Genomic DNA, 25,831 nt, shown 5'->3' with positions numbered 1-25,831 from the left:
TCACAGTTCCTCCCTCTGCTAAGGTCCAACAGCTCTCCACTTATTATAAGTGTAACTCATCTTAGTTAGAAAAGAGAGATTTTTGCTTTGAACATTAAAGAAGGAACGCCTTTATAGCGTTCCTATCGTTTACTAAAGTTCAATTTTTCAGGGGATGGCAGCCAACGATCAAAGGCAAGAAGCTTTGAGAAGAATGGGAGACTTAGTATCATCGCGATGGTAAGTGTAAAGATTGCGATGAATGGAATACCCCATAAGGTAGAGATAACCTCTGCAGACTGCTGCTCAAGAAACCATTTTATGATGAATCCGTGGAAAAGATAAATCGCAAATGTTCGTGATCCTATCGGTGTGATGACGATTGGCGTCTTTGGAATGATGGAGAAGAACATAAACATCACGAATGCCGTTCCTACGTAATACCCTAAACGCACAAGCAGCCCTAAGTTCGATTCATAGACATATGTTCCATATAAGAGGTCTGTTAATCCTTCAATTCTATAAAGATAGAAAAGGAGAAACAATCCACCAAGGACTACAGGAGCTATCCACTTCATATACGGTAAACGGATCGGCTTTTCACTCCGCCCCATGACGACACCTAAAACAAAAAATGGCAAGAAGACAAACAGACGATCTAGAGAAAGAAACCTTTCTATATCGAAATAACCGACGATAAGTCCTGCAGTAATACTAAAAGTAAGCAATAAGCTTGTTTTGCTTTTTAAAATAATAGGTGCAAGAAGTTTGTACGCTGCAATACATAACAAGAACCACATCGCCCACCTCGGAGTAAGAAACTCAATCTGGAAAGGCTTCTCATAAAGATTCGTGTAATAAATTGCATAGACGACTTGAAACAAAATATATGGGAGAAGAAAGGTAGTGAAGATCTTCCAATAATATTTTGTTCCAGATGCTTTTCGTGTAAAGTAACCAGTTAAAAAGATAAAGGCTGGCATATGGAAAATAAAGATAACGTGGTAAAAACTATATAGTAATCGCGAGTCAGCGATAAATGGTGTGACCAAATGGCCTCCCACAACTAGTAATATCAAAATTGCTTTGCTGTTATCAAAATATGCAATACGCTGTGACACGATTGATGACCCTCCTCAGACGATAAAAACGATGTTGTATTAGTAAATTCCAATAATGTTCACCATCATAATACCCGTTTCTCGTTCATTTTTACCCCATTTCACTATTAGTTATTCGAATTGTAATATTCGTATTTTAGCGGTCATTTTTGAAAAGGATTTGTTTACATATTCAGGGAGGTTTAGAAGGTGTCTAAGGTCCCGTTTTCCCCATATTTCGGGGGCATCTGAGCGCTTCTGCAGTTCTATAGTTATAACTATTTTATTTTTTCTGAATAATCTATTGTATTTTGTCAATTTGATAAGTACAATGAGTGTTATATTTTCAAACATGCAAGAAGAGGAGGCGAGTAACATGATCACTTTTGTCGGTGCAGTTGCATTATTGGTTCTTGGTTATATTGTTTATTCTAAGGTGGTTGAGCGAATTTTCGGCATTGATGATCATCGCGAAACTCCTGCTTATACACAGAAAGATGGCATGGACTATATGCCGATGAGTTGGTGGAAAGGTAGTTTGATCCAACTATTGAACATAGCTGGTCTTGGTCCTATTTTTGGAGCGGTGCTCGGAGCACTTTATGGTCCAGTTGCTTTCATTTGGATTGTAATCGGCTGTATCTTTGCTGGAGCTGTTCATGATTATTTTTCTGGGATGATGTCACTAAGACACAATGGAGAGCAATACCCTTCTTTAGTAGGAAGGTATTTAGGAAGAGGCGCACAAGGCGCGATCAACATCATTTCGATCGTTCTTATGGTGTTAGTAGCTGCTGCATTTACAGCTGGTCCCGCTCAGTTGATGGCACAGGTTACACCGTTAAGCTTTTTAGCCAGTCTTCTGATCATCTTTGCATATTTTGTTATTGCTGCAGTACTTCCAGTAAACAAAATCATTGGAAAGATCTATCCAATCTTTGGTGTTATTTTAATCGTAATGGCTGTCTCGATCGGAATCGGACTGTTTTTCATGGATCATGCCGTTCCAAATTTAACACTATCGAATTTACACCCTGATAATTTACCATTATGGCCACTTCTTATGATCACTGTATCCTGCGGAGCAATTTCAGGATTTCATTCTACGCAAAGTCCGATCATCGCGAGGACAATGAAAAAAGAAAGTGAAGGAAGAAAAGTATTTTACGGAGCTATGATCGCAGAAGGTATCATCGCATTGATTTGGGCTGCTGCCGGGATGACTTTCTTTGGCGGCACTGGTGGCTTACAAGAAACACTTGCTGCAGGAGGTCCATCAGGAGTCGTAAACGAAATCAGCTCTTCTCTTCTAGGAACGGTTGGGGGCATCTTGGCCATCCTTGGAGTCATCGTACTACCGATTACTACTGGTGATACGTCACTACGTTCCTCTAGAATGATGCTTGCAGATCTTTTTACGAAGAAGGAGAACAAAGGTAAACCTTCTGGAAGTGCAAAAACGCTATTGCTCACAGGTATCGTTGCGTTGCCTACCTTCATGCTTACGCAAATGGACTACACGTTTTTATGGAGGTACGTTGGATTTACAAACCAGCTTGTTGCGACAGTGATGCTTTGGGCTGGTGCCATGTATCTCGTTAAAAACAAGAAGTTCCACTGGATCTGTAGTCTACCTGCACTCTTCATGACGATGACGGTGGCGACTTATTTATTCTTAGCCCCAGAAGGATTTGAGCTTCCTTACACTGTTTCTATGATTCTTGGTGGCGTCATCACTTTGATCGTGGGACTATGGTTCGGATATCAAGTCTGGAAAGAGCGTAAAAAGCCAAACTTCAGTGTTGAACAAGTCGCATCATAACATAAAAAAGCTGCTCCCCTTTCTAATGAAGGGAAGCAGCTTTTTGTTTTATAAGAATACAAGTCCAGCTGAAATCACTACGCCACTTACAACTAAGACGATGACACAAAAGCCCATGATGTCTTTTGCTTTTAAACCAGCGATTGCAAGTGCTGGTAGCGCCCAGAAAGGTTGGATAAGGTTTGTCCAGGCATCTCCCCAAGCGACAGCCATGGCTGCCTTTGGAATAGAGACACCAAGCTCTTTCGCTGCATCTAGTACGATCGGTGCCTGCACTGCCCATTGCCCTCCACCAGAGGGAACGAAAAAGTTTACAATTCCTGCACTTAGAAATGTAAAGAAAGGGAACGTCCACTCATTCGATATGGAAACAAACCCTTGCGACATTTGAGCAGCTAGGCCAGAAGCTACCATCATTCCCATGATCCCCGCATAAAAAGGGAACTGAATGATGATGCCACTTGCGCCTTTAACGGCATCTGTAACTGCTTCTAGAAAACGCTTAGGAGTGCCGTGGAATAAGATTCCTAAAAAAAGAAATCCAAAGTTTACAATGTTTAAATTAAGCTGGAAACCATTCGTTATAAAATAATAGAAGAGATAAGATAATCCGACTAACCCCATGATCATGGATAGTACTTTACTGTTCTCGATACGGTCTGCTGGAGTTAGCTCTCCTTCTGCCGTAGCAGCTTGTAGATCCTCTGTCTCAAGTAAGGAACGATCAACGAATACACGCTCTTCTTCTCTAGGTGACATGAAATAATTAATAACCGGAAGACAAAGAAACAATGCCCCCACAATAAGAAGATTAAATAGGGAAAAGATCGTTTCTCCAGTTGAAATCAACCCGATCTGATCTACTGAAAAATGATCAGGTGTCGCAATGGTGAGTGGAATCGATCCTGCTAGTCCACCATGCCAGACGATAAAACCACTATAAGCACTCGCGATTAGTAAACGATAATCTACTTTATCAACTTTCTTAGCAAGTTCCTTTGCATAAAGCGCACCGATCACGAGACCAAATCCCCAGTTAATCCAGCTTGCCATCAGTGAAATTATAGTGACATATACGATTGCTTGTCCGGGTGATTTAGCTAATCCCGCTAGCCACCCTAACCCTCTTTTGAAAATCGGGCTACTTGCAAGAACATAACCAGTCACGAGGACAAGGACCATCTGCATGGAAAATGAAAGTAAATTCCAAAACCCTTCTCCCCAGAATTGAACCATTTGGACTGGTGAACTTCCTGTAAAAATCAAACCAAGACCGAACACAACTAATGTTAACAAAATAACGAATAAGAACGGGTCGGGTAAGTACCTTTGCATCACCCGATTTGATACGGATATTGCTGCTTTTAACATGACTTCAACTCCTCCTACAATCCTTCTCACCCTAACCTCATTCGACATTTTTCTAGGTGACTCCTTCCAATTCATGAAAACGATTACAAACAAAACCTAAATAAGAGGGGAGCTTCTTTTAACCATAAGAAAAACTGTCGAGAAATCTCGACAGCCATTATTTTTTACTATTTAAAAAGTCTTGCACCATATCATGGTACGCCTGCTTAGGATAACTGTTGTAAAAAGAAGTAGAGAGTCTGATCGGATCTCCAAAGAAAAAACGTTCAAACTGCGTTTGCCTTGATCCAAACGCACTCATCCCGATATCCCATGCTATTCTAAACAGCTTCACGCGTTCCTTCGCATCGATATTAGCTCCTTGAAGATATTGACCTAAATCACCTTTGATCTTAGACTCAAAGTCATCTTCAGTTGGTAACGAAATCATGCTGCTCGCACCAAGCAATTGTGTAATTTCGATCAACCTTGGATATGTTTTTGCAAAGTAGTTGTTCGCTGTACGAAGTGGCTTACTGTCTGGCACGCGCGTTCCATAGCGGTTTATTTCACTATTTACTTCTGAAGATAGAAGTAACGCCCTCATGATCTCTAGAGAGACGATGATCTCCGTCATTTTGAGCTTCACGTGTTCAAATTCACTAATCTGAATGGCATCGCACATCGCCTCACACAAACCGAGCAGAAACTCTAATTTCACAACCTGTCTACAAACAGCCTGATATTGAAGAAAAGCATACATACCGGTTTCGGCATCCAAATCACTTAAAACCTGAAAATCTTTATAGAGTATCACACGATTCCAAGGGACCAACACATTGTCAAACACTACAAGTGAATCTCCCTCTTCAAATCTTGCTGCTAGCGGATGGTCAAACGACGATTCACGATATCGGTAGGACTCCCTGCATAAGAACCGAAGTCCTTTCGTATTGGAAGGAATCATGAACCCAAAGATGAATGACTCATCTAAGGTCTGTCCGCTTGGCAGAACGAGAAGCTCATCGGTCAATCCTCCTTGCGTTGCTAGAAGTTTAGCACCATGTATAACAATCCCATCTTTATTTTCTTCAATTACTTTAGCCGCAGTAATCGTAGCATCATCTAAATAGTGTGAGATAGAACGGTTCACCTGAGGATTGATGAAGGTATGTGTGATCGATAGATCCTTCGATTTCGCTAGCTCATAGAGCGCCTTCATGTTTTCTCCCAATGGTCGTTCACCTTTTGATAGATGAGGAGATGCTGCTGCCAATGCCATAACTAATGTATTCATATAATCCGGCGGACGACCAACCAGACCACCATTTAATCTAGCCCAGCTCTGAGTAGCTTTTCTTCTATTTATTAAATCCTCTACAGTTTGAGGTTGATGATACGAGAAGCCATACTTTTCCCCATCATGTGTTGTGTAACTAAACAATTCCTGTTGTTCCGAACAACACTGATAATCATAAAGTTCGGCTTTACTGGCAATGATACCTTTGAAAGGTGCTGATTCAGATAATTTATCCTCACATCTTTTCCCTTCGATCCATACCTCATTCTGGAGGGCATCGATTCTATCGACGAACTGTTTCCCATTAATCAAAAATGCTCCCCCTTTCTAGTACTAGTTTATGCAAATTATGGTGGACATGTGGCAAGGTAGTTACCCATGTTTCTATATAGTAATAGAATTGTGGAATTTGTCCCATAGTTTACTCATGGGGTTTTCAAAGTGGAAAATTTGTGGAACAATGGGAACAGCCTTTTGAAAGGAGCATGTGACTTGAAAAAACTAACTTATTTAATGATAACTGGACTTTTACTTGTTGCGCTTGCAGCTTGTGGAGGAAATGAAGAGAGCAAGGGTAATAGCGAAAACAATACAGAACAAAAATCAGCTGAAGGAAAAGAGGGCTCTGAACAATCACAACCCGAAGTTGATAAAGTAGAAGAAGATAAAGTGATTGCAACTGTAAATGGTGAAGAAATTAAAGGTGAAGACTTCAACGCACTCTACACCCAAAACCAAATGCAGTATCACCAAATGGGCCAAGAGGTTTCTGAAGAACAGCTAACGAAGCTTAAAAAGCAAGTAGCTGAAAGTATGGTAGGCCAAGAATTAATCCTTCAAGCCGCAAACGACAAAGGCTATGAAGCATCAGAAAAGCAAGTAGAAGAAGAACTTGCAAGCTTGAAAGAACAGTATGGCGATGAAAAGAAATTTGAAGCAGCCCTTAAAGAGAGCGGCATGACATTAGATGAACTTAAGAAAGAAATCGCGAAAAATGTTCAATACTCTGCATACGTAGATAAAGAAATTAAAGTCGAAGAAGTAACAGAAGAAGAAATGAAGCAATATTATGAGCAAGCAAAAGAACAAGGTAACTCAGAAGAAATGCCGAAGTACGAAGAAGTAAAAGATCAGATTAAAGAAGGTCTTGAAGGCGAGAAAAAGCAAAAGAAACAGCAAGAGCATATCGAGAAGCTTAAAGAAGACGCTGATATTAAAATCAACGTGTAAAACCTGAAGCCGCCGAGGAATGATCCTCGGCGGTTTTTTCATTGAAGGGAACTAAAGTTCTGCAATTAGGTTATCTATTCAAGGGTCGGTGATAATACAATATGTGGAAACCTATGATACACTTAGATTAGCAAAGTTTAATCTCTAACATTTCTTTTTTTCCACGAACGGAAGGATTAGGGGAGTATGACTGGGAAATTCTTAAATAAGGGAAGAATTTTATGCTTTGGCTTATGTTAATAGTAATATTTCTCCCTTTTATAGCAAGACGAATAGAAAAGCATTTTCAACGATTAATAAAAGAAAAAAATGAAATGAAAGATATCTTCAATGATTGATCGAAAATGAATTAAAAAAGAGGCTGGGACATAACTAGCCTGAAATAACGAAAAAAAGGTTCCGTTCATCGTTTTGTGATGAACGGAACCTTTTTTGGTTGATTCTTTCCAAAAATATTGGGTTACTCTGCACTCATGGCGGTGTACCTTTCTTAAGTTTACCGCCATGAGCGCAAATCCTATTTCATTTTTGACATTCTCTTTCCCTCTTAGGGACATCCTATTGAAACCCAAAATAGCCTTCAGATAGCCAAAAACTGGTTCCACATCAACTTTTCGTTGACCGTAGAGTTCCCCTGTTTTTTCGTCCGAAAGCAGCTCTTTTACCTTATTCTTTTGTTGTTCCCACTTAGTATTGTAATAGATTCTCCGATTCGTGCCTTCTTTGGTCTTTGTACATTGTTGACGCAAGGGACAACCGGTACAATCTTCGCATACATAAACGTTAAATTCTCGTTTGAAGCCACTCCGGTCAGTGCGATGAGAGACGTAACGGAACGGCAACGCTTTTCCATTTGGGCATATGAATAAATCTTCTTCTTCATTGTAGTCCCAGTTGGATACGCGAAACGTATCTTTCCTAACGCTCTTCTTTTTCTCTTTGCGATAGGTATTGTACGTGATGAGAGGGATTCGCTTCCGATTTTCAAGGACATCGATGTAGTTTTCTTCGCTTCCATAACCGGCATCCGCAACGATATACGTTGGAAGTTCAAAGAAATCATTCTCCACGCGATCTAGAAAGGGACGAAATGTGCGCGTGTCCGTTGGGTTCGGGAAGATATCGTAAGCGAGCGTATATTGCCCCTCCGTCGCAACCTGGAGATTGTAACCGGCTTTGAGTTGCCCATTTCTCATGTAATCATCTTTCATGCGCATGAACGTGGCATCGTGATCGGTCTTTGAATAACTGTTCCGTTCTTTGAAGATGGTCATATCGTTTTCATATTTTGTTTTGCGCAATACGAAATCCTTCATTTGTTTAAGGAATTGCTTTGGTCCTTTTCGCTCTGAACGAAGCTTTTTTCGTTCGGTTATATCGGCACTGGATTCAATCTTTTCGTTATATTCTTCGACTTTTTCTTCTAGCTTTTCTTCTATTTTAGAAAGTTCTTTGATGGAAAGTTGTTCTGGATTTTCTCGTTCGATTTCGGGAATGACTTCGTTTTCGATCAACTCATCGTACATCGCATTCGACTTTTTGATCAGACTCTCGCTGTACCTTTCAACAGCCTTGCGCCACACAAATGTAAACTTATTGGCATTCGCTTCGATTTTTGTACCATCAATAAAGATCGCTTCATGATCAATAAGGTCTTTTTGAACGAGCTGACAACGAAACTGCACGAAACACTGACGAAGAAGTTCTTTGACTTCGGGGTGGACACGAAACCGATTGATTGTGCGGTAACTGGGTTCATACCCTTGCGCCAACCACATCATCCGAACACTATCTTTGAGGAGGCCTTCGATCTTTCTTCCTGAAAAAGCCGATTGCGTGTACGCACACAAAATGACTTTCATCATCATGCGAGGATGATAAGCTGGACATCCTGTATCACGCAAGAATCCAGTAAAAGCTTCATCTGGAATCTGTTCGACCAACTCATGGACGGAATAGGCGATATCATTTTCTTGTAATTTCATTTCTAAATCCAGGGGCAAAATCACTTGATTCATGTTATAATCTTTAAACATAAGGGCACCTCCGATGGTTATTGTGTGGTAACTCTAATTTTATCAGAGGCTGTCCTTATATTAATGTTAAATTAAGATGAAAAAATAGAAAGAGTGGCCCCTCGGACAATTTTATTGTCCGAGGGGCCACTCTTATTTTAATTTACTGGGTTTTGTCCCAGCCTCTTTTTAAGTTGGAATAAAACCTTAAACAAGTTCTCGGTCCCAGTGACGGTGTTTTGCAACAGCATTCGCAAATTCCTTTGCAAAGTCTTCTGGATTATCACCCACGACGACTCCCGCACTGCCTCTCATGTTATTATTTTCTAACCATTTCGCACCTTCATGTGTTCCACCGATCGGTTTGAAATGAGAAAATGCTTCATTAATAAAGTAGTTTGCTTTTTGATAAAAGGCTTTGTTTTCGTTATCCCCGCCTACTGCATAAATCGCATCGAAGAGCACGGATTCACTCGTTAAGAATGTATGATCGATTTCAGCCTCAGCACCATCGTTCCCTTTCTTCACGCCGAGTTTATCACTGATGAGCTCTGGCATAATGCCTTGTTCCTTCAACTCATCAAGAACAGCGATCAGTTCTTTACCATTAAAGCCATCGTCGACGATCACACCGACTTTGCGAGTATCAGGCTCAAACTTTGTATTGATCTGACTGAGAGCAGGAGAAGCTTTCGTTACATCTGATCCACCTTCTCTAGGTGCTTCAGCTCCAATGTTTTGTGCAACTGATGTAGCAAGATCAAGATTCACATTCCCTAGCATGTTCACCACTTGCTGCTGAACGGACTTACTTTCAACTTTACCTAGCTCAAAGCTAAATGCATTCATAATGTGCTCTTTCTCAACATCACTCATACTGTTCCAGAACAACGTAGCTTGAGAGAAGTGATCTTTAAAGCTCTCACTTCGAGCTCGAATCTTATGACCCTCTACTTTTTCTTGGTAATGTACATACCCGCCTTCTTCTTCTGTTGCCGGCTCCGGTTGATTACCAGCAAGAGAGTTCTTGTGGTAGCTAACCTGACCTTTATTTATCGTTTGACGCATGAACCCATCTCTCTGATTATTATGGAATGGGCAAACCGGCTTATTAATCGGCAGTTCATGATGGTTTGCACTTCCAAATCTGTTGATCTGTGTATCAGTGTAAGAGAACAAACGTCCTTGTAATAGCGGGTCGTTTGAGAAGTCGATTCCCTTCACGACGTTCCCCGGATGGTAGGCAACCTGTTCATTTTCTGCAAAAACATTCTCTACGTTACGGTTTAGCACCATCTTTCCAACAATTTTGACAGGGACATCTTCTTCAGGCCAAAGCTTCGTTGGATCGAGCACATCAAAATCAAACTTGAACTCATCTTCTTCTTTGATGATCTGTAGGCCTAGCTCCCATTCAGGATAGTCTCCATTATTGATAGCTTCTAGTAAGTCAGCACGATGGAAATCAGCATTTTTACCAGAAAGCTTTTGTGCTTCATCCCAAACAAGAGAGTGAACGCCTAGCTTTGGCTTCCAATGGAACTTAACGAAGTTTGCTTCTCCTTTTGCATTCACAAGACGGAATGTATGAACGCCGAATCCTTCCATCATACGAAAGCTTCTTGGAATCGCACGATCAGACATCGCCCACATCGCCATGTGTGCTGATTCCTGATTATTTGCGATGAAATCCCAGAATGTATCATGCGCTGATGCTGCTTGTGGGATTCCAGTATGAGGTTCTGGTTTTACAGCATGCACCAAGTCTGGAAACTTAATCGCATCTTGAATGAAGAAAACCGGAATGTTGTTTCCTACTAAATCGAAATTCCCTTCATCTGTATAAAAACGTGTCGCAAATCCCCTCACGTCACGTACCGTTTCAGAAGAACCTTTAGAGCCAGCAACGGTAGAAAAACGAACAAATACAGGTGTTTTCCTAGATGGATCTTTTAAAAATTCAGCATCTGTTAACTCTTCTAACGATTCGTATACTTGAAATTCACCGTGAGCTGAAAACCCTCGCGCATGAACAGCTCGTTCAGGAATACGCTCATGGTCGAAGTGTGTCATTTTTTCTCTAAAATGAAAATCCTCCATCAATGTTGGTCCACGCTCACCAGCTTTAAGTGAGAATTCATCTTCAGATACCTTTTGCCCTTGATTCGTGGTCATCTTACCTTCGTCTGTCGTGCTATATTTTTCTAATTGTTCTTTTTTCTTGTTATGCTCGTCACTCATTCTTAGTTCTCCTCCTCTAACGAAATATGTAAAAAATCGTCTACATGGTGAATCCCCTCTCTCTCCCAAAATAAAACATTTTTTTAGAAAAATGATCTCCACCTTAAAATTGATAAAAGATTAGGAACATACGTTCTAGACTAGGGTATTGAAATGAGCTATACTATAATGGTGATGACAGCATTCTACTAACTAAAAAGGAGCGTGTATTTAATGAAGCAACAAGCAGTTCCATACTTTACATTTGAAGGCACAGCGAAAGAAGCATTGAACTATTATAAGGAAGTTTTCGGTGGTGAAATTACAGATCTCCAAACTTTCGGAGATGCAGACTTCGAAACCCCTCCAGGCATGGACGACCGTGTTATGCATGCCCGCTTTAGAAGCGATGGCCTTTACTTCATGGTCTCTGATACGTTCGACAACCAGAATGTAGCTGTAGGAAATAACATTTCTTTAGCACTAGAGCTCGATTCTGAAGAAGAAATCAACGAGATCTATGGACGATTGAAAGAAAGAGGAACTGTCAAAATGGAGCTTCAAGACACGTTTTGGGGAGCAATCTTCGGAAAAGTTAAGGATGCATACGGAATTACGTGGGATTTGAACTTTGAAAAGGCGAAAGCAAAGTAATAATTGAGTGAATGAAAGCCTGTCACGGAGAGTGACGGGTTTTTTTACGGGGTTTTTGTGTGGGATGTGGCTGGAGCGGGGGTGCAAGCGGGTTTTGAAAAGCTAAAAAGAGCCGTTATCCGCGATATTCCGAATATATCCGCGAAAATTTGATTATATCCGCGATTTTGAGGATATATCCGCGAAATCACCTTAGATATCCGCGAAAAAAGTTATTTATCCGCGAAACTCTGAACCTTCACTTTTTCTAGCTGGTATCTACGGCCTTTATTAGTACCAGAATAATTTAGATTAAGCCCTCTTAACAACCTCGTAGCTGCATCACTAGACTCCATCTTCAAAAACCTTCTTACCTCTTGATTCGTAACCCATTCATCCACCAACAAAGCATAATCCCTCAGCGCTTCCAGATGAGCATCCCTCGAAACCTCTCCACAATTCATACAACACCACCTCCCATGGAGTCTCTTCATCGGTAAATAGCCACATCGAGGACAGTGAACGCCATCTAAAAGATCAGACCGGGTAAGAGAGAACCTCTTTAAAACATTGATTTCAAGTGGGGTGTGGTGCTTTACGAGCAGGCGTCCTAATCTTTTCAACTCCTTTATCGATAGCATTTCATTCTGATACTTCCTATCAAACTCTTTTATTTTTGTAGGAAGGTAATCACTTTTAATCACTTGAGTAGCTATTCTTTTTACTTCGTTCGTTGCTTTAACAACTGTGCTTTTATTACTTATAACGACGAGGGTTTCAATAGGTAGACCGGAAATTCGATGCTGCCTCATAAACGTTAGTAATTGTATCTGCTGTCGCCTAACCTGGGTTAAGGGATCCGGGAATGCTTCTTCCACCTCACCATTCCTTGACGTTCTAATAAGTTGGTTAAAAACTGGATCAAATAACAAAGTGCCAGAAATATTTTTAACTTCTATCACTAGTAAGTAATACTGAGTTACCACCAATGAGTCGATTTGGAAATAAAATGAGCCGTTAGCGATGCGAATATCATGATAAACGGTATGGTCTTTGCTATTCAGAAAACTAAGCGGAAAATCTAGCGAACGTTCTCCTTGAAAACCAGCTTTATGAATCGCTACTTGTTCTCTGACTTCTTCTATTATTGGCAGGTGTGCAGGGAGACGTTTCATAAGAGCAGTTAGTTTGAGGAGATAATGCGGGGTGTTTCGATTTTTGGCTATCACGTTTTCTTCAGTCCTTTCATCTATTCACCTAACTAACATTCTCCTCAACTCCCTCCACTCCTCCTCAATAAAAAAGACCCCCCTCCAAAAGAGGGAAGCCTTCGTGCTATTCAATATCCAAATCCGTTACTGCGCCTTTGGCAGAGGAAGATACTAATCTTGCATATTTTCCTAGAATACCAGTTTTGTAACGTAATTCTGGTCTGACCCATTCCGCTTTACGTCTTTCAAGTTCGAGATCTGTTACGTTGAAATTGATTTCTTGCGTATCGCTGTCGATCGTAATTGTGTCGCCTTCTTTTAGCAATCCGATCGGGCCGCCAACGAACGCTTCAGGAGAAACGTGGCCGATCACGAATCCGTGAGAACCACCAGAGAATCGACCGTCAGTTAGCAGCGCGACTTTTCCGCCGAGACCTCTACCGACGATCATCGCTGTGATCGAAAGCATCTCAGGCATTCCAGGTCCGCCCTTTGGTCCAACGTTTCGAATAACGAGAACATCGCCTTCTTTGATCTCGTTGTTTTCAATCGCGGTTGTTGCTTCTGCCTCACTGTCGTAAACACGTGCTGGGCCTTCGAAACGACTGATTTTCTGGCCAGACATTTTGGCAACGGCACCTTCAGGGGCTAGGTTACCTCGAAGTACGACAAGTGGACCGTTCGGCTTAATCGGATCGTTGAGGGGCTTGATGACGACTTGTCCTTCCGTTAGAGACTCCACTTCAGCTAAATTTTCAGCGACCGTTTTACCCGTAACAGTGAGACAATCTCCGTGGAGAAGACCATGTTCATGAAGCAACTTCATGACTGCTGGGACCCCGCCGATTTCATATAGATCTTGCATGACATATTTACCGCTCGGTTTCATATCAGCAATGTGGGGAACGCGCTCACGTACAGTTTCAAAATCATCGAGAGTAAGGTCAACACCAGCTGAATGCGCCATTGCAGTTAGATGAAGAAACGCATTTGTCGATCCTCCAAGTGCCATGACAACGGTAATCGCATTTTCAAAAGCTTTCTTTGTCATGATGTCGCGTGGGTAAATATCCTTTTCTAACAGATTCACGACTAATTCCCCTGCTTGGCGACATTCTGATTCTTTGTAGTCGTTAACGGCAGGTGTTGAAGAAGAACCTGGGATACTCATGCCGAGCGCTTCAACAGCAGATGCCATCGTATTCGCCGTGTACATTCCTCCACATGCCCCTGCTCCTGGGCAGGCATTGCATTCTACTTTGTGTAGTTCTTCTTCATTAATATTTCCTTCTTGATATTGGCCGACTGCTTCGAACGAAGAAACGATGTCGATGTCGTTTCCGTTCAGCTTTCCGGGCTGAATCGTACCGCCATATACATAAACGGAAGGGATGTTCATTCTTCCGATCGCCATCATACATCCCGGGGTCGTTTTATCACATCCGCCAATCGCTACGATACCATCTAAGCGTTCAGCATTTGTAACCGTCTCGATTGAATCAGCGATAATTTCACGGCTAGGAAGAGAATAAAACATGCCTTCATGTCCCATCGCAATCCCATCTGATACCGTGATCGTATTGAAGATCATAGGGGCTCCACCATTATCTCTAGCCCCGCCTTTCGCTTCCCTAGCAAGCTTATCGATATGTACGTTACACGGCGTTACTTCGCTCCATGTACTTGCTACGCCGATCATAGGCTTTTTAAAATCCTCATCTGTAAATCCAACCGCTCGAAGCATAGAGCGATTTGGAACCCTGTTGACACCCTCACTGATCACTTTACTTCGGATGCGTAAATCTTTTTTTTCTGTCATTCATCTCACCCTTTCTCCTTGCGTGAAAATTAATAATTTTGTTTATTCAAAATTTATATTCTTTGATAATACTAGTTTTCAGCTCCTTCTGCAAACCATTATCAGAATTTTTACGAAACATTTCATAGTAAGCGTTTTCTAACCAATTATTACCTGAAGAAATGTCTTTTGATTAAACGCATAACATGTTACTATTAAGTCACATAATAAATGTTACCTTTAAGTCACATGATAAGTTGGGGTGATAAAATTTGACCAATGATGAGGAGTTAACCGCGACCTTTAAAGCACTAACTCATCCTACAAGGAGAGAAATTCTCGACCTATTGAAAGACGGCCCAAAAACGACCGGGTATTTAGATGAGCAGTTTGAAGACATTAGTCGTTATGCGGTCATGAAACACCTATCTCAACTAGAAGAAGCGAATTTGGTCCTTGTACGGCGAGAAGGGCGTTCGAGGATGAATTACTTGAACGCAGTTCCGATTCAACAAATGTATAACCGCTGGATGGACAAGTATCAGGCAATGAACGCTTCTTCCCTATTATCATTAAAATCTACTCTTGAAAGGGGTACAAACAAAATGGAAACTCAAGGATATAAGCACGACACATTTCAAATCGAGCAAGAAATTCGTATTCAAGCACCGATCGACCAAGTGTTTAAATCGCTAACAGAAGATATCAATTCTTGGTGGGCATATCGACTTTGCGGGGAAGGATCGACCCTCTCTTTTGAGCCAGAGGTTGGCGGTCGTTTTATAGAAGTCGGCGCATCGGGTGAGGCAGGCGCGTTATGGGGAACGATTACGTTCATCAACGCACCGTATGAGATTCGATTAAATGGCTTATTGGGCATGCAAGGAGCAGTTAATAGTGCATATAGCTATAAGCTTCGTGAAGAAGATGGAGAAACCGTCATTGCGTTATCTCATCATGCTTCAGGCTTACTTGATCCTGAATGGCACTCTGCCCATGATGGAGGCTGGAAGGAACTACTCGGTACGTTCTTAAAACAGTATGTAGAAGAAGGTATGACATATCGTGAGCTTCAAAAATGATGGTGATTAAAACTGAACGAGTCATCAACCGTGATCCGTCTGTCGTATTCGACTATATCTCGAACTTCGAAAATAACCCTGTCTGGCAAGGCGGAATGATTGAAGCAGCTTTCACTTCTGAAGGCCCACTTCAGGAAGGGTCAACTTACGACCAAACCGCAACGTTTCTAGGCAAACGAATCATCACCTCATTCGTTGTCACTCGTTTTGAACCGAATACGTGTATTCAAATAGAAAGTGTAACGAGCACGTTTCCGATCAAAGTAACGAGGTCTGTTGAAGCGGCTGAAGAGGGGTGTCTAGTAAGGGCAGTTGTTGAAGGTAATCCTGGCGGGCTTTTCAAGCTCGCAACTCCTCTGTTAAAAAAGATGGTGCACCGTTCAGTTGATCAAGATTATCAAAACTTAAAAAACATTCTAGAAAAGCCGGTTCTCGAGTAGAACCGGCTTTGTTTTGGTGTCTTATAGAACACCAGGTTCAAACGTTTTACAATCGGTTTCCTCACTGTTGCTCGCTTTCTTCCCCTTGTGACTCACAACATAGATTTCGTCCGCCTCGCATTTTCTACCATCACGGTTATGAACACAGTTTGCAACCTCACATAGTACATCTAATGCCATGTTTCTCACCTCCTTATGGTTAAGATGAGCATAAAGTATTTTTTTCATGCAGGTGGCACCGTTTATCCTCGCTATCTTCACAATAGACAAATATAACCTGATTTTTTTACGGCGTTACATGATATGATGGTAGAAATATTATGAGATTGAGGGAACAGCTATGTGGAGAAATAAAAATGTATGGATTCTCTTAATGGGGGAATTTGTTGCCGGGCTTGGACTATGGCTTGGTATCATCGGTAACCTTGAATTTATGCAAGAAAAAGTACCATCAGATTTTATGAAAGCCGTCATTCTAGCAGCGGGACTGTTAGCTGGTGTTGCGATCGGTCCACTTGCCGGACGAATAACGGACCAAGTTAAAAAGAAAACCGTCATGCTTATGGCTGGATTTGTACGTTCATTGAGCGTTGTTTTTATGTTGATCGCGATCCAGACCGGATCTGTTCTCTGGATGGTTGTTTTCTTAGTAATGGTTCAACTGGCAGCAGCTTTTTATTTTCCTGCACTTCAGGCAGCCATTCCTCTTATCGTGAAAGAAAAAGATTTACTTCAGATGAACGGAGTCCATATGAACGTCTCTACATTATCACGGATTCTAGGAACAGCAGTTGCAGGGATCTTTCTTGCGATCATGTCTCTCAGTATGATGTACGCAATGTCGTTAGTCGCTTATTTACTGTTGTTCGTTTTAACCTTTTTCATAAAAATTGATGAAAACAAAGAAACGGGAGCTGCTATTTCTAAAGGTCAGAGCGGGTTTAAAGACTTGTTCCCTATCGTGAAAGAGCTACCGATCGTCATGATGACGCTTATCATGACGATGGTTCCATTGTTATTCATCGGGGGATTTAACCTGTTGGTCATCAACATAAGTGAACTACAAGACAATACATTGATTAAAAGCTGGATCTACACAGCTGAAGGCATCGCATTTATGATTGGAGCATTCACTGTAAAACGCTTCGCTCATAACTTATCTCCGTACACCATTTTGTTTGTATTTTCATTTATTATCGGATTGTCACAGCTCTTGTTATTCTTTGCATGGGTTCCTGTACTTTCTGTAGTTGCATTTGCAATCTTTGGATTTTCAGTCGGATGCTTTTTTCCAACTGCTGCGACGATCTTCCAAACAAGAGTACCAAAAGAATACCACGGAAGGTTCTTTTCGTTCCGAAACATGCTCGACCGAATCATCTTCCAAGTTGTGCTCTTGTTAACAGGTCTTATGTTAGATTTGATCGGCTTGCAGTTGATGTGCGTTATGTTCGGTATCCTATCAATCACAATTACCGTTACCTTTTTCACAAAATATAAAGCTGGTCAAAAAGCCAATTTAACAATCAAAGTAAGCTAACTACTCAACTTTCGAACCAAACAGAGGGAAATTGTATACACTATGTTAGGACTACTATAGAGTAGGCGATTTTCAATGGACAATCAAACAAAGGCTGTATTAGGTTCCTGGATTCAAGCGATAGGAACCATTTTGGCTGCAACTGGAAGTACACCATTTAAATCATTGAGTGACGAGCTAAAGAATGCCCTTAACCTGATTGGAAACGTCATGCAAGGTACAGGCAATGCTTTGATTGCAGATACCGTTGAAACCTTTAATCTGAATAAAGTAGGAAACCAGATTCAAGCGGTTGGTAATTCAACAGTTGTCGCTGGCATCCTCATAGACAGTAATTCACGCATCAGTCAGATCCTCAATATTGATGGAAACTGGCTCCAGGCGCTTGGAGGAAGTGCATCGCTTGGGGATGCTTTCGAACAAACGCCTTCAGAGGAACAACTTTATAATATCTATGGGAACTTACTTCAGGTCATCGGTAACTCACTCCAAGCTGTATCAGGAGCCCAAGAACTTAAAGGCAAAGAAGCACAGAATCTCAATGTAGTGGGTAGTTGGATCCAAGCAGTTGGATCTGTCATTTCAGCCATCGGCCAAACTAAATATCCGTAAATAAAAAAATCCCTGGTGGAAGCACCAGGGGTTTTAGCATTATCGCAGTAGCGTTAAGAATTCCTTCATAAATTGTGGCAAGTCAGGCCATGCTTGTCCTGACACAAGATTACGATGCGTGTGGACCTGTTCTTCGCTATATGTAGCGCCACAAGCTGTAACGTCTGGTTTACATGCTGGGTAAGCTGTATACTCTCTTCCTTCCATCACATCAGACACGACACTCAGCACTTGTGCTGCGTGGCATATCGCTCCTACAGGCTTATTTTCTTCAAAAAAGTGACGTAGAATATTCGGCACATGCTCATCAAGTCGGATATACTCTGGTGCACGTCCACCTGGAATGATCAATCCATCAAAATCAGAAGGATCGATTTCTTTAAATGAAGTATGCGCTTCGATTCCATATGCAGGCTTTTCTACATACGTCTCCATCTCTCCAGTGAAATCGTGACAAACCGTCTGCAATTTCTTCGCTGATGGGGCAGCAATCGTCACTTCTAACCCTTCCTCTAGACAACGATAATACGGATAGAAAACTTCAAGCGCTTCGACAGCATCGCCAGTGATCATCAACACTTTTTTGCTCATTGAAAAGCACCTCCACCTTAGTTATTACGTCAATTCCATACCCTTATTTTGAAATGAACTAACTCAAATAACGTTTTATTTAAAACCGTTTTTACATTATATAAGGAAATAGTGAGTGCATATATCGAAACATCCCGAAATTGGGATTAGCAAAAGCGTTCACGGCGAGGAAAAATTCAGCAAGAAAGCGGCTCCGTTCAATCAGACAATCAAAAAATGAAGCATCTACTTAAAATAGTAAGATCCCCTCCTGCATCAGAGGGGATCTGTTTTAATTCATACCTTTATATCTCAACCTACCAATCAATCTCTTTACGATCTCTATAGAACTTCCCTGTCGTTTTCACATCTCCAAGAGAAAGCCATACCGCAGTATCCGCCCCATCGGTCACAGATCTCATTGCACCTTCTCCGCCCATAGCTGTTTTAACCCAGCCTGGACACATAGCATTGACTTTGATCCCTTTATCTCGAAGCGCATCGGCTAATTGAATCGTAACGATGTTCAATGCGGCTTTAGATAATGAGTAAGCAGGATGTGACTCTCCAATGCTGTTACCAGAACCAAGACCGCTCGATACATTGATAACTCGGCCGTCTTCACTATTCTTAAGTAAAGAAATCAATGCCTGCGTTAAATATAATGGACCGTACGTATTCGTCTCCATCGTTTTTGAAAGAGTTTCACGGTCAAGTTCCAATACAGTAAAATCTTGATCGATGAAGATTCCTGCATTGTTAATGAGAATATCGAGTTTATGAAAATCTTTGTAAACTTCGCTATACAGATGCTTTATACTACTATCACTCGTTATGTCTAGTTCATAAAAATGAACGTCGAGGCCCTCGTCTTTTAAATCCTTCATCGCTTTTACGCCTTTATCTTTATCTCTTGCAGTCATGAGAACTGTGACGCCTTGCTTCCCTAACTGCCGTGCGATTTCAAAACCTATCCCTCTATTTGAACCAGTTACAAGTGCAGTTTTCGTACCCAATTGCCTCAACTCCTCATGTCCTAAGTAGGTATCTCATATCCTTTCCACAAATCGCTTCGAAAAAAACGTGTTGGACGACGGAAATATATTTTTTACAATTCTATCAATAAGTATAGCCCGAGAATCTAAACGAAAAAACCACCTTTAGTGGTGGTTTTAGTTCGTAAACATTCCATGTAACGCGCCAAGTAAAGTAAAGACAACAAGGTGATCGCCTATCGCAATATAGAAAGCTCTTCTACTCATCAATCCAAACCTGTGGTTCTTCAAATATACAAATGTGATGATCGTACCAATTAAGAGCCCTATCCCTAACCCCGATAATATTCCAGTCGTTCCGCTTATCGAAACAAATAACGCTACGATGAATGAAGAGACGAATGCCGTTATCACCGCAATGACATATTTCAATGGACCTGCTGAAGCTTGTTGTAAAAATTGTTCATTTCCACTTTTCTTTTTATCGGATAATAACACTGAATAATAAATGCCTCCATAAATCATATAAAGTAGTCCACCTGCAATAATACCGATAATACTGATCGACAACACTCTAATTCCCCCTATTCATTTAGGCTCAATCGCTAAACCGATTGCCTTTATTTTACAGTTAACACGTAAAGACCCTTTCTCCTGTTCTAATTGAACAAGCTCAATCGGGTTACTAAGATACCGATATCCACTCTTAGGTAACCAGATGCTATATAATTCTGAATAACACTCGATGATTTTACTTCTCTCTTGATAATCGAGGAGTTCATCGAATTCATACAACACATGATTTCCACCATTAAACTCTCCAACCACTTCATCACTCGTAGTCATATGCTCTGATTCCTCTAGCCCTATACAGCACTCATAGAGGCTTTTTTCTGGAGGTGTAATGTATGGGTTGTTCTTAGGTACTCCAAACATTAACAGTTCAACAGCGGAATAACCTCTAGCATTAGTCCAGTGATAGAGTTCCGCCCACACATCTTGAACTCCCTCCGTATAAGGACCTTTGCTATAGCGTTTAACAGTTACATAGCTGGATAAGGAAACAGTCTTTACATTGGATAGATCTAAATAACTAAATTCATTATAAGTGCTTGGTTCAAAGTTCTCTTTCATATTATTGTTATAAAGTTTAGATTTCTTGCTATCTTGGTACTCTCTAGCAAAACGATCCAAGTATGCTCCTTCTCGCCACTTTTTTGGATTGGTATGAAAATAATCGTTAAATGAATAGGTGAAATAGGACAATGAGGAAAAACCACATTGATGAGCAATCGTTGTAATCGACATCGTAGGCTCGTAAATTAGAAAATGAGCAGCTTTTTCTAATCGGAGTCTTTTAATATAACTTGCTGGTGATTCCCCAATTATCTTCGTAAACAATCGCTGAAAGTAATATGGAGAATAGGTAGAGATCTCAGCAAGGGTATGTAATGGTAATGATTCTGTTAAATTTGCTTCAATGTATTCTAGTACTTTACTTACATGCTTCGTTTGTTCTGCATCTGTATTCACGATAAAACTCCTTTACGTTCAGCCTATAGATAGTATCGGCTAATCAGACATGTTGTCATAAGTTTATCACGATAAAAAAACGGACTCGAGGTTGTTGAGTCCGTTTTGGTGCTAAAAGAAGCGAATATAATTAGAGCTGTGGTCGTTTGATTGAATGTAATGTGAATAGTTTTGTACTAAAAAAAGACATAAAAAAACCACCAACATATGTATTGGTGGAGACGGTGGGAGTCGAACCCACGTCCAGAAATATCGGCACTTAAGCTTCTACGAGTGTAGTCGTTATATTAGCGTTTCACTACAATTCTGCCTAACGACAGGCTTCCTTGCAGCTAGTCTGATTGATCTCTTCCAACTTTCCTCAGACGGTGGATCGTTGGCGTATCCCACTTAAGTTGAGTCCCTTACCCTACCACATGGGCGATGGAGGGAGGAACCGCAAAGCAGTTTATGCTGCTAGTGCGAAGTTGTTGTTTTCTTTGCCAATTATAGGCGTGGCGTTTTTAACGTAGCTCGCCAACTCGACTCGCGACTTAAGCTCGACCTATCCCTGTCGAATCCGTAACGTCCCCATGTGAATGAGAACCGAAAACGGGAAGCGCTTATCGCTTATTAACTTGTTTCGGTACTTTTTAGTATAACATATGAGCGTTTGTAATCAACTGGAAATTATATCTTCTGACGCTCTTTCAGAGCTTTGTCGATCTCACGCTTCATTGTTTTTTGTTTTAAATCTTGACGCTTATCATACTTTTTCTTACCTTTTGCAAGACCTATTAGAACTTTGGCATATCCGTTCTTTATATAGAGCTTTAAAGGAATAAGCGTATAGCCTTGCTCTTTCGTAAGTCCGATCAGTTTGTCGATTTCTTTACGCTTCATCAGTAGCTTACGAGTACGTGTAGGATCATGGTTATATCTGTTCCCTTGCTCATACTCATTGATGTGCATATTGATCAAGTAAACTTCGCCCTTACGAATGATCGCATGAGAATCCTTTAGGTTCACGCGTCGTGCTCGGATGGATTTAATTTCAGTTCCTTGTAAAACAAGCCCTGCTTCGTACGTTTCTTCAACTGAATAATCATGTCTTGCTTTCTTATTTTGAGCAATAAGATTTCCATCACCTTTTGGCATGACCGTTCCCCCTCTCAAGCGTCAAAAACCAGTATAACAAGATGGTCAGAATAAGTCAAGATGACTCATTCCGACCAGCTGTAGTTATCGTTTACCTGGCTTACGTTTTTTCTTTTTGGATTTCTTGGTGCCTTGACTGTTTTTCGGCGGTGTGAACTTCCGCTTCTTAGCACCAGCATCCGTCGTTTTGTTGGACTTACCACGTTTCTTACGCTTACCACCCTGGATCACCTTCGGACTTTCTTTACGGCGACGCTGCTTCGGTGGCTTCATGCCGACGATTTCAAAATCAATCGCGCGTTCATCAACATTAACGTTTTGGACACGAATCGAAATCTCGTCACCGATTCGATAAACATTCCCTGTCCGTTCACCGATCATGGCGTACGCGCCTTCGTCATAGTGGTAATAGTCGTCGGTTAAGTAACTCACATGGACGAGGCCTTCGATCGTGTTAGGAAGTTCAACAAACAGGCCGAAGTTCGTAACGCCACTGATCACACCTTCAAACTCTTCCCCAACTTTATCTTCCATAAACTGCGCTTTCTTCAGATCATCCGTTTCACGCTCGGCATCGACAGCTCTTCTTTCCATTGCTGAAGCATGCTGGGCAATTTCTCCAAGGGCAGCTTGCCACTTCTCACGTGTTTGGTTGTCTACCTTCTTCTCAAATAGATACGTACGGATCAAACGGTGTACGATCAAGTCAGGATAACGACGGATTGGAGAGGTAAAGTGAGTATAGAAATCAGTCGAAAGACCAAAGTGCCCCAGGCTTTCAGGGAAGTACTTGGCCTGTTGCATCGAACGAAGCATGATCTTACTAATGACTGCTTCTTCTGGCTCACCTCTTACTTCCTCTAATAATTCTTGAAGTGCACGAGGGTGTACGGTATTCGCATTACCTCGAATCGCATACCCGAAGTTTGTAATGAACTCAAAGAACGTATCTAGCTTTTCAGAGTCGGGATCTTCGTGAATACGATACATAAACGGAACATCCATCCAGTGGAAATGCTGCGCGACCGTTTCGTTAGCTACGAGCATGAATTCTTCGATAAGACGCTCAGCTACAGATCGTTCTCTCAAAACGATGTCTTGTGGGCTGCCTTCATCATCCACAAGAACCTTTGCTTCAGCGAAGTCAAAGTCGATCGCGCCTCGCTCGAAGCGGTTTTTGCGCAGGATTTCAGCAAGTTCACCCATACCATCAAAGAACGGTACGAGCGATTTATATCGTTCGATTACCTCATCATCTTCACGATTTAATATTTTCCGCACATCCGTGTATGTCATGCGTTCAGTCGTTTTGATCACACTTGGGAAGATTTCATGATGAACGACTTCACCACCAGGGGTGATTTCCATCTCACAAGAAATCGTTAAGCGGTCGACCTGTGGATTCAAACTACAGATTCCATTTGATAAACGGTGCGGAATCATGGGAATGACGCGATCCACGAGGTAAACGCTCGTCCCTCTTTCTAACGCTTCTTGATCGATCGGTGAGTTTTCTTTTACGTAATAGGTGACATCTGCGATGTGAACGCCAAGCTTGTAATTACCATTCGATAATTTTTCAACGTTAACAGCATCGTCAAGGTCCTTTGCATCTGCACCATCGATCGTTACAATCGTTTCGTTTCGAAGATCTCGTCGACCTTCAATTTCTTTCTCATCGATCTGATCGGGCGTGTTTGTCGCTTGTTCCATAGCAGCATCAGGAAATTCTCCCGGAAGCTCATGTTTGTGGATGATAGAAAGAATATCAACACCAGGATCATTTTTATGACCGAGGATTTCCGTTATCTTTCCTTCCGCACTCATTCTTCCTTCAGGATATTTTGTAATCTCTACTACTACCTTGTGACCATCAACGGCTCCAGCAGTCGAGCCTTTTGGAATAAAAATATCATGCGGGATTCGTTTGTCATCCGCTATCACAAAACCAAAGTGCTTACTATCAGAATATGTTCCGACGGTTCGCTTCACACCACGCTCGATGATTCTAATTACGGTTCCTTCAGGACGAGAGCCTGAGGATTTAGAATGCAAACGCACGATAACACGGTCACCGTTCATCGCTCCGTTCAAATCGCCTTGATTAATGTAAACATCCTTCTCATCCGTTTCGCCTTCAGCGAGTAGAAACGCAAATCCTTTCGCATGAACCTGAAGTTTACCACGAACGAGGTTCATCTTCTCTGGTAAACCATATCGATTCGTGCGGGTCCTCACAATCAAACCATCGTCTTCCATCATATTTAACGTTTGAACGAAATCTTTGAATTCACTCGAATCTTGAATACCGAACACTTCTTCAAGTTCTTTAACCGTTAATGGTTTATATGCCTCGTCTTTCATGTAGCTCAATATTTTTTGTACATGTTCTTCTGCCATATCGTTTCACCTTCCTTCAAACAAATTAACGTATTATTCTTTCCAGTCGAGTCCGTTAAGAAATTCAAGGACATCCTTATGAAGGACTTCTTTTTCTTTTCCTAACGTGATGACATGTGTTGAATTCTCATACCATTTTAAGCTTTTCTCATCAGATTCGATATTGTCATGGATGACATTCGCACTATCCGTATTGATCATTTCATCGTGTCTCGCTTGGACGACAAAAGCGGGTGCATAGATCATATCGATGTTATCTCTTACATCGTAGATCAAATCTCGTAATTCACCTAGTGTATTCATCGGTGTTTCTTTGAACGCTTCCATTTCCTCTTCAATCTGTTCAGGAGATTTACGCTCGTATTTCTTATATTCTCTCGCATATGCGAGTACGCCCTCATACATCGTTTCTTCGTCTTTCATATCCATCGGGGCACACATGGGTACGATTCCCTTTACAGGAACAGTATAGCCGAGCTTTAGGGAAAATACGCCTCCGAGAGATAATCCCACTACTGCAATTTCGTCATGGCCCATTTCCTTGAGCTTGTTATATCCTTCTTGAACATCTTTCCACCAATCAGACGGACCTGTATGTACTAGTTCTTCAGGCGGCACGCCGTGTCCTTTGTATTGCGGGGCATGACAAGTGTAGCCCTGCTCCTGTAAATACCTGCCCATCATTCGGACGTCGGCTGAATTTCCTGTAAAACCATGAAGCATCAATACCGCCCTATTACCTCCTTCGAATGTAAAAGGTTTTGGTGCAACAACTTTCATGATGTGTTTCCTCCTTCGAAAGCTCTACCTCTCTCATGTAGCTTTTCCTTTGATTAGTTTGATTATAAATTCTATCTGTATTTT

Annotated in this window: 22 protein-coding genes and 1 other RNA gene; 7 read left to right on the top strand and 16 right to left on the bottom strand. The window is 41.4% G+C overall.

The genetic code is table 11. The features are described 5' to 3' along the window. Nucleotides 1-122: 122 nt before the first annotated feature. Complete coding sequence (locus ACXADT_RS07050) at nucleotides 123-1,100, bottom strand: acyltransferase family protein (RefSeq protein ID WP_270180008.1); 978 nt, start codon at nucleotides 1,098-1,100, stop codon at nucleotides 123-125. A gap of 355 nt (nucleotides 1,101-1,455) precedes the next feature. Here ACXADT_RS07050 and ACXADT_RS07045 point away from each other — a divergent pair, with 355 nt between their 5' ends. Further along, the gene (locus ACXADT_RS07045) at nucleotides 1,456-2,901 is read left to right on the top strand and encodes a carbon starvation CstA family protein (protein WP_270180009.1); all 1,446 of its coding nucleotides are present in this window, start codon (nucleotides 1,456-1,458) and stop codon (nucleotides 2,899-2,901) included. 48 nt (nucleotides 2,902-2,949) lie between these two features. Here ACXADT_RS07045 and ACXADT_RS07040 read toward each other — a convergent pair whose 3' ends face one another. Both ACXADT_RS07040 and hpaB read right to left on the bottom strand, forming a co-directional pair. Then, the gene (locus ACXADT_RS07040; RefSeq protein ID WP_270180010.1) at nucleotides 2,950-4,272 is read right to left on the bottom strand and encodes a short-chain fatty acid transporter; all 1,323 of its coding nucleotides are present in this window, start codon (nucleotides 4,270-4,272) and stop codon (nucleotides 2,950-2,952) included. 157 nt (nucleotides 4,273-4,429) lie between these two features. Beyond that, nucleotides 4,430-5,863, bottom strand: coding sequence for a 4-hydroxyphenylacetate 3-monooxygenase, oxygenase component (gene hpaB / locus ACXADT_RS07035; RefSeq protein ID WP_474833915.1), 1,434 nt, complete (start codon nucleotides 5,861-5,863; stop codon nucleotides 4,430-4,432). Nucleotides 5,864-6,043: 180 nt separating this feature from the next. On the opposite strand from hpaB, the gene ACXADT_RS07030 reads away from it, so the two are divergent. Next, nucleotides 6,044-6,781 (top strand): SurA N-terminal domain-containing protein, encoded by a 738-nt coding sequence (locus tag ACXADT_RS07030; RefSeq protein WP_474833913.1) that lies wholly within the window; start codon nucleotides 6,044-6,046, stop codon nucleotides 6,779-6,781. Between the two features lie 293 nt (nucleotides 6,782-7,074). Here the strand turns inward: ACXADT_RS07030 and ACXADT_RS07025 are convergent, their stop codons facing one another. Both ACXADT_RS07025 and ACXADT_RS07020 read right to left on the bottom strand, forming a co-directional pair. Then, nucleotides 7,075-8,817, bottom strand: coding sequence for an IS1182 family transposase (locus tag ACXADT_RS07025; protein WP_474833911.1), 1,743 nt, complete (start codon nucleotides 8,815-8,817; stop codon nucleotides 7,075-7,077). Between the two features lie 186 nt (nucleotides 8,818-9,003). Continuing rightward, nucleotides 9,004-11,037, bottom strand: coding sequence for a catalase (locus ACXADT_RS07020; RefSeq protein WP_474810598.1), 2,034 nt, complete (start codon nucleotides 11,035-11,037; stop codon nucleotides 9,004-9,006). A gap of 213 nt (nucleotides 11,038-11,250) precedes the next feature. On the opposite strand from ACXADT_RS07020, the gene ACXADT_RS07015 reads away from it, so the two are divergent. Further along, nucleotides 11,251-11,670, top strand: coding sequence for a VOC family protein (locus ACXADT_RS07015; RefSeq protein WP_270180014.1), 420 nt, complete (start codon nucleotides 11,251-11,253; stop codon nucleotides 11,668-11,670). A 212-nt stretch (nucleotides 11,671-11,882) separates the two neighbouring features. Here ACXADT_RS07015 and ACXADT_RS07010 read toward each other — a convergent pair whose 3' ends face one another. Continuing rightward, nucleotides 11,883-12,878 (bottom strand): nuclease-related domain-containing protein, encoded by a 996-nt coding sequence (locus ACXADT_RS07010; RefSeq protein ID WP_474833909.1) that lies wholly within the window; start codon nucleotides 12,876-12,878, stop codon nucleotides 11,883-11,885. Between the two features lie 106 nt (nucleotides 12,879-12,984). Next, on the bottom strand, nucleotides 12,985-14,679 hold the full coding sequence (gene ilvD, locus ACXADT_RS07005; RefSeq protein ID WP_474833907.1) for a dihydroxy-acid dehydratase: 1,695 nt from the start codon (nucleotides 14,677-14,679) through the stop codon (nucleotides 12,985-12,987). Nucleotides 14,680-14,930: 251 nt separating this feature from the next. Here ilvD and ACXADT_RS07000 point away from each other — a divergent pair, with 251 nt between their 5' ends. Beyond that, a complete protein-coding gene (locus tag ACXADT_RS07000; protein WP_474833905.1) occupies nucleotides 14,931-15,740 on the top strand; it encodes a helix-turn-helix domain-containing protein in 810 nt (269 codons plus the stop codon). Continuing rightward, nucleotides 15,737-16,180: an SRPBCC family protein gene (locus tag ACXADT_RS06995; protein ID WP_270180018.1), complete on the top strand. Its 444-nt coding sequence runs from the start codon at nucleotides 15,737-15,739 to the stop codon at nucleotides 16,178-16,180. The genes ACXADT_RS07000 and ACXADT_RS06995 overlap by 4 nt, the downstream gene beginning before the upstream one ends. 21 nt (nucleotides 16,181-16,201) lie before the next feature. On the opposite strand, the gene ACXADT_RS06990 is transcribed toward ACXADT_RS06995, so the two are convergent. Continuing rightward, nucleotides 16,202-16,360 carry a DUF1540 domain-containing protein gene (locus ACXADT_RS06990; protein ID WP_270180019.1) on the bottom strand — a complete coding sequence of 53 codons (159 nt, stop codon included), beginning with the start codon at nucleotides 16,358-16,360 and terminating at the stop codon, nucleotides 16,202-16,204. Between the two features lie 160 nt (nucleotides 16,361-16,520). Here ACXADT_RS06990 and ACXADT_RS06985 point away from each other — a divergent pair, with 160 nt between their 5' ends. Further along, a complete protein-coding gene (locus ACXADT_RS06985; protein ID WP_474833903.1) occupies nucleotides 16,521-17,720 on the top strand; it encodes an MFS transporter in 1,200 nt (399 codons plus the stop codon). A 75-nt stretch (nucleotides 17,721-17,795) separates the two neighbouring features. Next, entirely contained in the window at nucleotides 17,796-18,332 is a 537-nt protein-coding gene (locus ACXADT_RS06980; RefSeq protein ID WP_442865110.1) for a DUF6944 family repetitive protein, read from the top strand. Nucleotides 18,333-18,371: 39 nt separating this feature from the next. On the opposite strand, the gene ACXADT_RS06975 is transcribed toward ACXADT_RS06980, so the two are convergent. From ACXADT_RS06975 to ACXADT_RS06940, 8 genes are all read right to left on the bottom strand, one after another. Then, nucleotides 18,372-18,923, bottom strand: coding sequence for a DJ-1/PfpI family protein (locus ACXADT_RS06975; protein WP_270180022.1), 552 nt, complete (start codon nucleotides 18,921-18,923; stop codon nucleotides 18,372-18,374). Between the two features lie 296 nt (nucleotides 18,924-19,219). Continuing rightward, nucleotides 19,220-19,918 (bottom strand): SDR family oxidoreductase, encoded by a 699-nt coding sequence (locus ACXADT_RS06970; protein WP_474833901.1) that lies wholly within the window; start codon nucleotides 19,916-19,918, stop codon nucleotides 19,220-19,222. Nucleotides 19,919-20,074: 156 nt separating this feature from the next. Then, nucleotides 20,075-20,470, bottom strand: a complete 396-nt coding sequence (locus tag ACXADT_RS06965) for a DUF1761 domain-containing protein (protein ID WP_474833899.1) — start codon at nucleotides 20,468-20,470, stop codon at nucleotides 20,075-20,077. Nucleotides 20,471-20,485: 15 nt separating this feature from the next. Next, entirely contained in the window at nucleotides 20,486-21,430 is a 945-nt protein-coding gene (locus ACXADT_RS06960) for a helix-turn-helix domain-containing protein (protein ID WP_474833897.1), read from the bottom strand. 213 nt (nucleotides 21,431-21,643) lie between these two features. Further along, nucleotides 21,644-22,002, bottom strand: a transfer-messenger RNA (tmRNA) gene (gene ssrA / locus ACXADT_RS06955). A gap of 97 nt (nucleotides 22,003-22,099) precedes the next feature. Continuing rightward, nucleotides 22,100-22,567: an SsrA-binding protein SmpB gene (smpB, locus tag ACXADT_RS06950; RefSeq protein WP_270180042.1), complete on the bottom strand. Its 468-nt coding sequence runs from the start codon at nucleotides 22,565-22,567 to the stop codon at nucleotides 22,100-22,102. A gap of 84 nt (nucleotides 22,568-22,651) precedes the next feature. Beyond that, nucleotides 22,652-24,967 carry a ribonuclease R gene (gene rnr / locus ACXADT_RS06945; RefSeq protein ID WP_474833895.1) on the bottom strand — a complete coding sequence of 772 codons (2,316 nt, stop codon included), beginning with the start codon at nucleotides 24,965-24,967 and terminating at the stop codon, nucleotides 22,652-22,654. Nucleotides 24,968-25,000: 33 nt separating this feature from the next. Beyond that, nucleotides 25,001-25,750, bottom strand: coding sequence for an alpha/beta hydrolase (locus tag ACXADT_RS06940; protein WP_474814728.1), 750 nt, complete (start codon nucleotides 25,748-25,750; stop codon nucleotides 25,001-25,003). Between the last annotated feature and the right edge of the window lie 81 nt (nucleotides 25,751-25,831).

The sequence above is a fragment of the Anaerobacillus sp. ABR4_321 genome (assembly GCF_056158505.1).
This window is presented reverse-complemented; position numbering and strand designations above follow the sequence as displayed.

Bases quoted from the DNA above. Each gene is read 5' to 3' on its own strand.
- rnr (WP_474833895.1), bottom strand. From the start codon at position 24,967: ATGGCAGAAGAACATGTACAAAAAATATTGAGCTACATGAAAGACGAG.
- ACXADT_RS06995 (WP_270180018.1), top strand. From the start codon at position 15,737: ATGATGGTGATTAAAACTGAACGAGTCATCAACCGTGATCCGTCTGTC.
- ilvD (WP_474833907.1), bottom strand. From the start codon at position 14,679: ATGACAGAAAAAAAAGATTTACGCATCCGAAGTAAAGTGATCAGTGAG.
- ACXADT_RS07040 (WP_270180010.1), bottom strand. From the start codon at position 4,272: ATGTTAAAAGCAGCAATATCCGTATCAAATCGGGTGATGCAAAGGTAC.
- ACXADT_RS06985 (WP_474833903.1), top strand. From the start codon at position 16,521: ATGTGGAGAAATAAAAATGTATGGATTCTCTTAATGGGGGAATTTGTT.
- ACXADT_RS07015 (WP_270180014.1), top strand. From the start codon at position 11,251: ATGAAGCAACAAGCAGTTCCATACTTTACATTTGAAGGCACAGCGAAA.
- ACXADT_RS07045 (WP_270180009.1), top strand. From the start codon at position 1,456: ATGATCACTTTTGTCGGTGCAGTTGCATTATTGGTTCTTGGTTATATT.
- ACXADT_RS07025 (WP_474833911.1), bottom strand. From the start codon at position 8,817: ATGTTTAAAGATTATAACATGAATCAAGTGATTTTGCCCCTGGATTTA.
- smpB (WP_270180042.1), bottom strand. From the start codon at position 22,567: ATGCCAAAAGGTGATGGAAATCTTATTGCTCAAAATAAGAAAGCAAGA.
- ACXADT_RS06975 (WP_270180022.1), bottom strand. From the start codon at position 18,923: ATGAGCAAAAAAGTGTTGATGATCACTGGCGATGCTGTCGAAGCGCTT.
- ACXADT_RS07020 (WP_474810598.1), bottom strand. From the start codon at position 11,037: ATGAGTGACGAGCATAACAAGAAAAAAGAACAATTAGAAAAATATAGC.
- ACXADT_RS06990 (WP_270180019.1), bottom strand. From the start codon at position 16,360: ATGGCATTAGATGTACTATGTGAGGTTGCAAACTGTGTTCATAACCGT.
- ACXADT_RS06980 (WP_442865110.1), top strand. From the start codon at position 17,796: ATGGACAATCAAACAAAGGCTGTATTAGGTTCCTGGATTCAAGCGATA.